Annotated in this window: 7 protein-coding genes and 1 pseudogene; 2 read left to right on the forward strand and 6 right to left on the reverse strand. The window is 50.0% G+C overall.

Features of this window, described 5'->3' with window-relative positions:
• The 3 genes and pseudogenes from C4S74_RS26005 to C4S74_RS26015 all read right to left on the reverse strand — a co-directional run.
• Positions 1 to 2,708: pseudogene (locus C4S74_RS26005) on the reverse strand (RHS repeat protein); the annotation flags it as partial.
• A gap of 32 nt (positions 2,709 to 2,740) precedes the next feature.
• Positions 2,741 to 5,158: a kelch repeat-containing protein gene (locus tag C4S74_RS26010; protein ID WP_181024551.1), complete on the reverse strand. Its 2,418-nt coding sequence runs from the start codon at positions 5,156 to 5,158 to the stop codon at positions 2,741 to 2,743.
• A gap of 283 nt (positions 5,159 to 5,441) precedes the next feature.
• On the reverse strand, positions 5,442 to 5,729 hold the full coding sequence (locus C4S74_RS26015) for a hypothetical protein (protein WP_103998181.1): 288 nt from the start codon (positions 5,727 to 5,729) through the stop codon (positions 5,442 to 5,444).
• 466 nt (positions 5,730 to 6,195) lie between these two features.
• Between C4S74_RS26015 and C4S74_RS26025 the strand changes: the two genes are divergently transcribed.
• Positions 6,196 to 7,017 carry an SDR family oxidoreductase gene (locus C4S74_RS26025; RefSeq protein ID WP_103998182.1) on the forward strand — a complete coding sequence of 274 codons (822 nt, stop codon included), beginning with the start codon at positions 6,196 to 6,198 and terminating at the stop codon, positions 7,015 to 7,017.
• Positions 7,018 to 7,126: 109 nt separating this feature from the next.
• On the opposite strand, the gene C4S74_RS26030 is transcribed toward C4S74_RS26025, so the two are convergent.
• Entirely contained in the window at positions 7,127 to 7,717 is a 591-nt protein-coding gene (locus C4S74_RS26030) for a GNAT family N-acetyltransferase (protein ID WP_103998187.1), read from the reverse strand.
• A 131-nt stretch (positions 7,718 to 7,848) separates the two neighbouring features.
• Here C4S74_RS26030 and C4S74_RS26035 point away from each other — a divergent pair, with 131 nt between their 5' ends.
• Positions 7,849 to 9,027, forward strand: a complete 1,179-nt coding sequence (locus C4S74_RS26035) for a DUF4272 domain-containing protein (protein WP_103998183.1) — start codon at positions 7,849 to 7,851, stop codon at positions 9,025 to 9,027.
• Positions 9,028 to 9,287: 260 nt separating this feature from the next.
• On the opposite strand, the gene C4S74_RS26040 is transcribed toward C4S74_RS26035, so the two are convergent.
• Positions 9,288 to 9,872 carry a DinB family protein gene (locus tag C4S74_RS26040; RefSeq protein WP_103998184.1) on the reverse strand — a complete coding sequence of 195 codons (585 nt, stop codon included), beginning with the start codon at positions 9,870 to 9,872 and terminating at the stop codon, positions 9,288 to 9,290.
• A 65-nt stretch (positions 9,873 to 9,937) separates the two neighbouring features.
• A complete protein-coding gene (locus C4S74_RS26045; RefSeq protein WP_103998185.1) occupies positions 9,938 to 10,888 on the reverse strand; it encodes a YafY family protein in 951 nt (316 codons plus the stop codon).
• Positions 10,889 to 11,249 lie beyond the last annotated feature (361 nt).

The following is an 11,249-nucleotide window of genomic DNA, read 5'->3' on the forward strand; positions in this document are numbered from 1 at the left end:
TTTTTCTGCGTCGTGTTGTTGTCGGGATACGTGATGCGGATCATTTGACCCAACTGGTCGTAGGTGTATTTCGTTTCTTCCTTCTTGGCATTGATTACGGCGGTCAGCTGCCCCAGAGGGTCGTAACGGAATTCGGTGGTGCCGCCGTTCGCATCCGTGCTGGCAACGACGTTCCCGGCAAAGTTGTATTGATACGTTCCGAGCACTTTGGCGGTTGGAGCAACCTGCTCTTTCTTGACGATTCTGCCGAGCTTGTCGGCCGTCTGCCTGAATATGTTACCTTCCGGGTCAGTTGTCGTCTGAGTCAGATTATAGTCATCCGTCGTGATTCTGGAGACAGCCTGATCCGCATAAGTGATCTGGTTCTGCCGGTTCCAGGCGTCATAGCCGATCTGCGTACGGTTCCCTACGGCGTCTTCGCTCCAGATTTGGCGGCCATACGTGTCGTAGCCGTATTTAGCTTTGGCTTTGTATACGCCCTGCATGATGCCTTCTTCGGTTTTCCAGCCCAGGGGGTTCCAGGTGGTGACGGTTTCCACGCCGGTTTCATCTTTTTGACGGATTTGGTTCTGCAGGTCAAGATATTGGATACTAACCGTACTGTTGTCGGGTTGAACGGCCTTGTTCACACGGCCGAGCGCATCATACTGGTAGGTGGTCACGCCCTGGTTGCCGTCTGTCTGCTTGACCAGCAGCCCTCTAATGGCATCATATTCATACTGATTCACAATAGAGGATTTGTTCCCGTCCGCATCCGTTACCGCCATGGTCGTTTTGGTCGGAAAAGCTCCCTGGTAGTCGGAGGAATATTCCAGCTTCATAACGGTTTCGCCGGCACTGTTCTTATTGCGTATCTGAGTGACGTTACCGTATGCATCCGTATTCTCATACGCGGTTTCGGAAAGTTTAACGCCCGCTGCACTGCCTTCAAACACTTGTTTCAAGATGATGGTATGCTTGTCCCATGTGTACAGCGTGCACTTGCTCTGATTGGAGCTCCTGGACTCCAGAATACTGGTCAGCAGATGGTTTCCATTGTATCCGAAGGTTGTCGTGACACCCGCCGGATCTGTTGATGAAGTTATATTCCCATAATCGTCATACACTTTAGAATGAGTGAAAACGATCGGAGCCCCACCGTCAACGGATTTCGTAACGGTTGTTTTGTCCGGCGACGGCAAATGCCTTTTCTCATCATAGACATGGTCCGTGGAAGTACGGTGAGTCTTGCCGTCCACAGACGTTATTTCGGTTATGTTGGTGTTGTAGTAATAGGAAGGCTTCTCCCTTTCTATATAATCCTTCTTCGTTCTAAATGTGGTTTGGTTCAGCTTGTTGTCTACGGTGACTGCAAACTCCATATCCTTATCGTACGAGCTGCCCATATCCCCGTCATACGTAATATCTTTGCGGTTATAGGTCTGTATCGAGCCGTCCTGGAGTGTAACGTGATCCTCTCTGGATTTGATGCGGTAAAATCCGTTATATCCGTAATCAAACTTCCGGACAACCGGATTATCTTCGTACTTGTACACACTCTTTGCGCCTGTCGGATGCATAACCCCGGTGAGCAGAGAATACGGATTTTCCGCTTCTATTACAGAACTTGCATATAAATAAGATTTTGCCGATTTTAAGGCGTAATCGTACACGGTAGTTCTGCCAATAGGATCGACTACAGAGGTGAGTACTTCGATGTAACTTTGAAGCGACTTGTTGTAGGTTACAGTCTGGCTGCCGTTTGTCAGGACCACAGCTGTCGGATTGTAGCTGATCGTAATGGCATTGCCTACGTCACTAGAGATCGAAGTTAACACTTTCTTGTAAATCGGATCGTCGCTGTACCTGAAATAGATCGAATTTTTGTAGTCATCCTCAATTTTCACTAAATGTCCGTCATAGTTGAAGTACTGTTTGGTTCCATTGATTGATTTTAAAACGTATCTGTTTTCAAGATTGCCGCTTTCCTCGGTAATGGTCAGATCTTTCCAGGGGTACCCTTCAAGACCGCTGCTCGTAATCTTATAAACTCCCGAACCTGCTAGGTGCAAATACTTCGTATCTCCGTGCCTTTCCACCGAAGAAATGTCCCATGACCATCCCTTGCCGATCGGAAACATTTTCTCTTCATAGGGAATGGTCCCGTTCTCTCCGGTACTCCGATAAGAAGCCATCTGGTTAAATTGAGCCGAGCTGCTGTCGTAACTGCGTGTCAGGGAAAAATTAAGCCCGTTTCTCCCCCGCAATACCATATCCGTTTCCCGGACGGAGAGACTGCCGGAGAGAGTTGAAATCGTTTCATGCTCCAGGTTGACACTGTACGGGGCTTCATCCGGTTTAGTATTCACGACAACAATCTCAGGTACCGGTTCCGGACCGGATGCTGCTGCCGCCTTCATTCGAAAAGATGGAACCGGTTTCTCTTTGACTTCATTAATGATTATGCTTGAAGCCTCTTTGGATTTATTTACCGGCTTATTTTTGGTTAACGCTACTTCCAAATCCGCTTCCTTGATGTTTCTGCTTAAAGCCTGCTCAACCTCCTGGGAGTTAAAGCCTTTATCCAGGTATTTCTGAATCTTGTCGTTTTTAACCTTGGCTTCGTCGGTTTTGGCATAAGCATGCGGAATGAACAATCCTTGAGCGCACGTTAAAAGGATGGTCAGTACCATCACAAACGCGAAAATCTGTTTATTTCTTATTTTCAATTGAATATCCTCCTGCCTTCATCGGCTTCTTCCTATTGGCTCTGAGCCGTTGAGGATTTCTTGATCAGGTTTCCGTTATTGTCATACTCGTAGCGTGTATCGTTTCTTAAAGTCAGGCTGCTTAGAAAGAATGAGTAACTGGACCCGCTAAAACCGCCGTTGACTCCGAAAATTTTAAAATAGTAAGTCTGTCCTTCCGTCACTTCGTAGAGAACATTTTCCGGTATATCGGTTTCTTGGATTCCTGCCGCAAGGAGCCGTTTACTGCTGTCATAGATATTTACGTTGTAGTTCTGTCCTTTCGGTACATTCAAAGTTAAACGGTCCACACCGTTAGCCTTTGCCGTATATTTGTAGAAGTCGACGTCAGTGGCCGTGGTAATCGAGGACGCGTAAGATTCATTCATTTTGACGGAAAATGCCTGTTCGAACGTATCGTTGGGCTCATACGCGTTGGGCAGCATCAGATTGTTCCGGAAAGACCATTCCGACCATTCCGTACCATCCTTGACCCGCACCGCAAAATTCCATGACCCGCTCGTAATCGGTCCGGCCACGTGGGAAGTCGAGCCGGATTTTATCTCTCCCGAGTTATAGGCCCAATTTTTCCATCCGTCGTTCGTTCCGACAACCTGATACTCGGATTGCGCCTGCTGATCGGCGTCCTTATAGTTCCATGTAAAGGTCAACATGTTATCTGTCAGCGTCTGCCCGTCGGTATAGGAAGTCAACTCTGCTGATGGCATTTTATTTATCCGAACATACGCTAACGGAGAAAAGTTTGAAACAGCACCTTTGCTGTCTTTCACTCTCACGTACCATCCGGCGACCAATCCCCTGTTAATCAGATTAGAGGGAACGGTAAACGTGTTTGCGCTTGAAACGACCCACTGCGAGTCATAGATCTGTGATCTGCCGTCCGCGCTTAAAATAACAACCTGAAAAGCGGTTTGCATATCTCCCGCATCCGGATCGCTGAATGTCCATCTCACTACCGACGTGTCCGCAGCGATCATCTGAGGATCACTGGATGAGAAACGGCCCGGCTGTATATTCGTCGGCGCATTCGGTGCTTGATTGACCGTAATCAAACCCGTATAGACGGAGGTGACCGCTTCCGCAGAATCGCTTGCCGTAACTGGGATGTTCGTGTAAGCCCCTGCCGGTGTTTTGTCGCTGTTCAGATCCCATTGTAACGTCCAGGACGGGGAAGAAGACGTATTGGGCACAAGCATTGTCTTCGTAATCCCTGCTAGAGTGGCGCTTATGGTAACCGGATCGTTGTTCACATCGCTTACTTTACCGGTGAGTGTAACGATACCTCGTCCGTCTTCTTTCCAGACCGTTTGATTGGTGTTATCTACGCTGAGTGTGGGCGGTGTGTTGAAGGAAATGAAGTACGCGGCATTTCCGCTGTTGCTTCCACCCGTAACAAATATACGGCCATCTGGAAGAATTGTTTGCTCATAGGGATAGAATCCAGCAGGCAGTATCTTAGTTTCCGTCCATTTATTTGTCGATGGTGTATATATATAACTTTTTTGGCTAGTATTAATTATAACTCTGCCGTCAAGCAAGGTATTTTGAAGGCGCCCATAATCAGAAATCGGAAAATCCTCAGCATAGGACCATGAATTGGTTGTAGGATTGTATATTAAAGCTTTTTTTGAAGATCTCCATTCATCGTTTATGTAAGTGCTACCTCCTACAACCATAACACGTCCATCCGTTAATGTGCTTTGTCCAGCGCTTCTTAGTGAGAGAGGAAGGTTTGCTACTTTCGACCATGTATTGGATGCAGGATCGTAAATGTATGCTGTATCAACAGCTCGCTCAAGATCTTCTCCTCCAGCTACAAGCACACGCCCATCATTTAGAACACTTTGTGAATGACCCGCTCTTCCTTGGGGCATATTCGCCGCTTCCGACCATGTATTGGTTTGAGGATCATATAGATAGGCTTTATGGCTAGCGGAATAATTTTCTAATGGCAAGAACCCTCCCGTAACAAGAACCCTTCCGTCTTTAAGCGTACTTTGTCTATGTTCTTTTCTTTTAAGAGGTAACGGAGCAACATGACCCCATGAGTTTAGTTGAGTATTATAAATAAGAGCGTAATTATAATTAGGCGAGTCTCCCCCTGATACCATAACTCGTCCATCATTTAATGAACTTTTACCATAACTTCTAATTTGTTCGACCGGGATAGGCGCAGCCTGCGTAACCGTAAACGGTGTTCCTAATGCTTTGGCAAAACCATTCAAATACACGTTCCCGTACACACTGCTCTGGACATCTGTTGCAGGCAGCAGTGCCTTGTCAGTAAGATTCACCGGATTCGTGAAAGAATAATCGGACAGACTAGCGGCCCCTTCAAATCCGACTGTACTCATACTTTGTGAATATGCCGTAGTTGCTCCAAGAGTTAAAGCATTCAGCAGCAGAACCATACTAGTAAACATCCTTAAAGTTCTGTTTTTTTGTTTACGAAACCAATTCAAAAATTCCACCATCCTTAAACTGAAAATATTTTTGTTATCCTGTGATATGTATATCCCCATGGCCCTTGAACCTTTTCTTCCTCACCGCCTCAAATAAAATAAAAGAACCAACAAAGTACAATGTTAGTGGACAAACCTGTATTTAGCATTAGGAAATTTTGTCGTATATTGTAAAATTCCATCATTTTTTGACGAAATACGAAAAAAGGCCAACCGGACTCCCCGGCTGACCTCAATTCCCTAATACCCTACTGAATTTTATAGCCACGCTCTCAGCCAGCCGACTGTCAAACCAATCGACTTCCGACCAGAAATGAACATAATCGTTCACCTGAAGCTGCGTGATATGTAATACTTCCTGCGGAAAGTCTTCGAACTTGACACGATTGTTCAAGAGATCCGAAAGCACCTTAAAACAGACCACTTCAATTCCGTCGACAGTCATGCCCTCACATAATTCTTTTAGAAGCTCAATTTCCTCGATCTCTTCCGCTGAAAAGGTGATACCGTTCAGCTGCATGGATCTCCCCTACTTTTCCAATTTGTATTGGTACAACAAGCTTATGCCCTTGAATACATAAATTCGCGCACATTCGGGACACCGCCATACGTCATATTTGGGCTCGACATCGTAGATGTCTGCGCCCTCGTGCACTTTCTCTTGTATGGAATCCCATTCGTAATCCGTAAAAACAATCAATTCGATGTCGTTAGGACATCTCGAATTGGTTAAACCTTTACCGCAATCACATCTAAATACAGCCATATGCTGCTCCCCTTTTCTAAAATGTCTGCTCTCCTCAGCTTCAAGGTTCTTCCACCCAGTATAGCACTCCCTGTCACAAAACCGTTTCCTTTCGTACATATTTCTGCCAATATTCCCCTCTTAAGTTGTGAGCGTTCTCATGGAATAATGTAGGTAACAGCATGATGACCGATCCGCTTCCGAACTGTTCTTGTTCACATTTCACGGGAGGTGTTGGCTTATGCACAATCCGCTTAAAACGGCCATCGTAACGGGAGGGGCTTCCGGAATCGGGCGCGCCCTGTGCCAGCAGTTAGCCGCGAAAAACGTGTTCGTGGTCATTACCGACATTCATATCGCACAAGGAGAAGCTCTGGCGAAAGAAATCGCCGATGAGGGAGGCCAGGCTCGGTTTGTTCCGCTGGATGTAACAGATGCTTCCCAGGTCCAGAGCGTTATCCAGGCAACGGCCGATGAGTTCGGACGGCTGGATTATTTATTCAACAACGCGGGAATTTCGATGTACGGGGAATTCCAGGATATGAGTCTGGAGGACTGGAATAAAATTGTGGCGGTCAATTTCTGGGGGGTCCTTTACGGCACTCATGCGGCGTATCCCATTATGCAGAAGCAGGGCTTCGGCCATATCGTCAATACGGCATCGGCCGCCGGCCTCGGTCCGACTCCGATGGTGTCCGCCTACACCGCTACCAAGCACGCGGTTGTCGGCTTTTCGACCTCGCTGCACTACGAAGCGGAGCTGTACGGCATTAAGGTCACGACACTCTGCCCCGGACATGTCGATACGGCCATTTACGAGAACGGCTATGCCATTAATCTCGATAAAGAACGGATCAACGCATCGGTGAAGCAGCGCAAAATGATGAGTCCGGACCAATTCGCCTCGCTGGCGTTAAAAGGAATCGAGAAGAACAAAGTTCTCATCTGCCCGGTCCCGCTCCGCATCACGACGAAAGTGTTCTTCCACCTCTTCCCCGCCATGGAAAGAAAACTGATGCGGCTGGTTTGCAAGGTGATGAAAGAGGCAAAGCCGGCGAACTAAACGAATTAAAAAGATCCTTTTCCATCTAACCCCGGGTTAATGGAAGAAGGATCTTTTTTTGTTGGAAATAGGGGGAGAGCCTTTAGAAACAGCACAACCGACTCAATCTCTAAAGCCCGTGAAGCTGCCGGTACTCGTGTTCGAGGATCGCCATCAGAATCGAGTCGTGGTACTTGTGATTGTAATAGAGGGCTTCTTTCTGCACGCCTTCTTTTTTGAAGCCGATTTTCTCGTACACGTGCAGGGCACGCTCGTTATAGGCAAATACGTTCAGTTCGATCCGGTGCAGATTCACGATCCCGAATCCGTAATCCAGCATAAGGTTGAGCGCTTCCGTGCCGCAGCCTTTGCCCTGATTTCTGTTGCTGTCGATGGAGATGCGGATGCCCGCGCTCCGGTTGTAGCTGTCGATATCCTGCAGGGCGATGTCCCCGATTACCTCGTCGGTTTCGGTCAAGGCAATCAGCAGCAGAATGCTTGACGTGTCCTGCGTCTTCCCTTCGATATATCGCTCGATCTGGTTTCTTGTAAAATGTTTCTGTGTCCCGGTCAATTTGCGGGTCTCCGGCTGAAACAGCTGCTGAAAATACGCTTCCGTATCCCCGGTATCGATGGGACGCAAATAAACCTTTTTCCCTTCCAGAAAACGTACGGGAACCGGGGCTCCCGCTTTGTCCGTGCAGTCCTTTTTTTCATTCATAATATTCTTATCCTCCATGGTCCATAAATCCTTTCTGTCTCGGGTTTACTGCTAGAATACCACATTTTACAACTTTACCGTTTTTTCGGTATGATGGTGGTGGTTAACGACACGAGGAGAGGAAGTGCAGCATGAATCAGTGTACGCTTTATATCTCGATAAAAGGGTACGAAAAAATAACGGAAGCCATCCGCACCGCCTTCGGGGACAAGCAGGTTCAAACATCGCCTGACGGGAGACAGATTACGGTTGTGGATAAAAAGCTCTTCGGCAAAACGACCGTCACGTTTTCCCTGATGACACTGGAAAGCAATCCGGACGAATTTCAGCCGATGATCCGGGGAATGTACGGCTTTTTCAGCCAGATCGAGACGCCGCACGAGCACATTCAAGACAAAGTGCTCCGGCAGATTACCGGACTTAACGCGGCTGTCGGAATCGTCTCCTCGAAGGAGATCGACACGGACACGATGAACCGGATTTTGGATGCGGCGTCCCGTGTTCATGCCGTTTTGTTTCTGCCGACCGGCCAGCTGCTGAACCCGGAGGGCAAGGTAATTTTGAGCGCCCAGGGAGAGTCCGAGGTAGAAGACTTTACCGTCACGGTCAGCACGGATCTGATCGACGCCCATATCCAGTCGTCGCCGTCCGCCGAAGCGCGGAAAGAACGGAATATGCTTCTGCTGAGGGAACAAGGCGTTCCCGTTATCGAGCATTTGCCGGTCATCGACGGCGATGAATTCGCCGTTATCCGGACGAAGGAAGAGATTGCCGCACGTGCCGCCGCTCTGTGCATGATCGCCATGTACGGCGCGGATGTTGCCGAAGGCTCGGACATTAAAGAAGCGAGAGATTATATCGAGGACGTTATCGAGCTGTACGGCGTCTCCCCTTTTTTTACGGAAAAAGAACGGGCATTCCTCGAAAGCGGCGCACCCGATCCGACGGATGCGATCCAGTTCGCCTGGATGTACGAATGCTACTGGGTTCTGCTCTGGTCCCTCGGATATGTCGAAGAACTGGGCTATCCCGGCTCCGTTTGCGATGTTCAGGCGGCAGTGGACGCTTTGCGGCTGGCCGGCGATTTCGACACGTTCTATGAGCGGGCAAACGTCCGACCGAAAGAAGACATTCTCGACGAGGCGGACCGGATTTACCGCTATGACTGGGCTTGCGTAGACGCCCGGATCAACGGCCGACCCGCCCCTGCCGGACTGGACGGCGGCGTCGTTGTGGAAAGGCACCGTGCGCTGAACTGGCTCGTCCGCTATATGGATGCGGAGTGGGATGATGTAAGCATGGATACATAGGTAGGGTAGGTAGCCCGCCCACATATTTGGTCCTACACGCGTCCCATAACAAAAAAGGAGCAGCTCATTATGAGCCTGCTCCTTTTTGGGCTGCCTGCGCTGCCGGCAGGCACTTTTGGTTTAATCGTCCTTCGATCATTATTGGTCTTTGTATGGCATACGGCCGCCGTTTATGCGACCCCGGGTTCCGCACTATTAGATGATGCCCCGGCGGGCGATTCGGTTTCACATGAAAGCTTATTACCTTCAGTTGGCGGATATCAGGTTCCGGACCCGGAAGTTTCCTTGGTCTCCTGCAGGAAAGCGTCCAAGCGCTCCTTCTGTAGAAGGTGGTGGCGGTAATGCATCTCCACCAGCGAGAACCACTCGACCGCATTCAATCCGCCGAAGCCGGGGTGTCCCACCGTGTTGGCGGCCGGAATACCCGCAATCGACGGCTCGATGGCACGCATGGCGCGGATGACCTCGCGAAGGCCGTCGGCGAGCTGCTCTTTGCTTTCCGGCTGAAGAGGCGAGTATTCTTTGGACGGCGGAACTTGAATCCGGATGGGAGGGAAACTGCCGCTGGCGAAAGCGGCTTCGCCTCTTTCCGTTTTCCCCGCCGCCTCTTCCGTTACGGACGAGGTCCGGCAGGCTTCCATATTAGGCAGATGCAGATACAAAGCCGACTTGATCAAATGCACATACATTTGTCCCAGCGACCATTGATCTTCGTCAGGCTTGCGGGTAAGCTCTTCCAAACTGTAATTGTCCAGTTCTTGAATATAGGTCTCGGCCAATTGTTCGAAGCGGTTCAGTGTGTCGAGCGTGTTGATGTTCCGGTCCTGATTCTGGTTCTTTTGCATGGGTCGTTCTCTCCTTTAAAGTGAAGTTGTACCCAGTATAAAAGAGCGCTGCTGACAACAGTATGTCAGTAGCGTTTTGCCATGTCCCGAATTTCTTCTTGCAGCCGGACGCGCAGCGATTCGGGCTCCAGCACTTCAACACCGGCCCCCCAGCTCAATACCCAATGGAGAACTTCCTCTGGCGATCTGACCTTTAGTTTGACGAGCAGGCCCTCCTCTACATTTTGTGTTTCTTCTATATAATAGTAGTTCATTTCCCGGACCCGGTTTGCAAGCTCCTTGCGAAAAAGCAGACGGACCTCCCCGTGCCGGTCATCCGCCGGCTTGTAGGATCGAAGGTCGAACTCTTCCGGCTTCACGAAGGTAGTCTCCAGGAGCGCAAGCTCGCTGATCCGGGACAGGCGGAAATGCCGGATTTCCCGTCGCAGCCGGCAGAAGGCGATCAGCATCCACGAGCCGTTCACGTAGACCAGCCCGTAAGGATCGGCTTCCCGCACCGTGAACCGCTCCCCTCCCGGCAGCGCCGCATCCTTCGCCGCGTAGACGAAGCGCACCGTGCGCTCCTGCAGCACCGCGCCGCGCAGCAGAGCCAGCGCCGCCGTCCCGTTCCCGGCGGCGCCGTTTCCCAGGCCCGCGAGGAGCTTCATGCTCTCGCGGTGCTTCTGTGACTCCCGGCGCACCCGCTCCGGGAGCACGGCCTCGAGCTTCGCCCGCGCGGCATCCGCCTGGGCGCGGGAAGCCTCGTCGAACTGCTGCTCGACAAATTCGATGCCGAACAGCAGGGTAACGGCTTCTTCCGCCGTGAAGCTGACCGGCGGCAGGAAGTAGCCTTCGACGAGCGAGTACCCTTGTCCCGGTGCCCCGACAACCGGGACTCCCGCTTCGCATAGCGCCTGCATGTCGCGGTAGATCGTGCGGACGCTCGTCTCGAAGGCTGCGGCGAGATCTTCCGCGCGCTGCGTGCCCTTGCGCTGAAGCCGCAAAATGATGGCCAGCATGCGATCGGTTTTGTTCATGGCGTAAAGCCCTCCTTGTCGCCAGCGTCTTGAATAGTTACCCCTATCGTAACCCCGGCGTCGGGAGTGTGCCAGTTTTTCTTGCGCCCAATGCAAAGAAAAAAAAGGAGCCGGGGCTTCTTGCGCCCTCCGGCTCCTTCTAGTATTTGCTGCCCGTACTTAACAATAGCAAGTCGAGTTTGCAAGCATAATATCGGAAGACCGTTTAAACACTGCCGTTTACCGTTTACCGTTTACGGTTTCACTATTTTTAAAGCTCATGCTCAAATGTTCTATCATTCAACGCGAACTATCCAATCGGCTTAACAACTTTTTAGCTTTTTAGCTTTTAGCTTTTTAGCTTTTTAGCTTTTTAGCTTTT

Origin of the sequence: Paenibacillus sp. UNC499MF (assembly GCF_900107975.1) — a bacterium.
GTDB lineage: Bacteria > Bacillota > Bacilli > Paenibacillales > NBRC-103111 > Paenibacillus_F.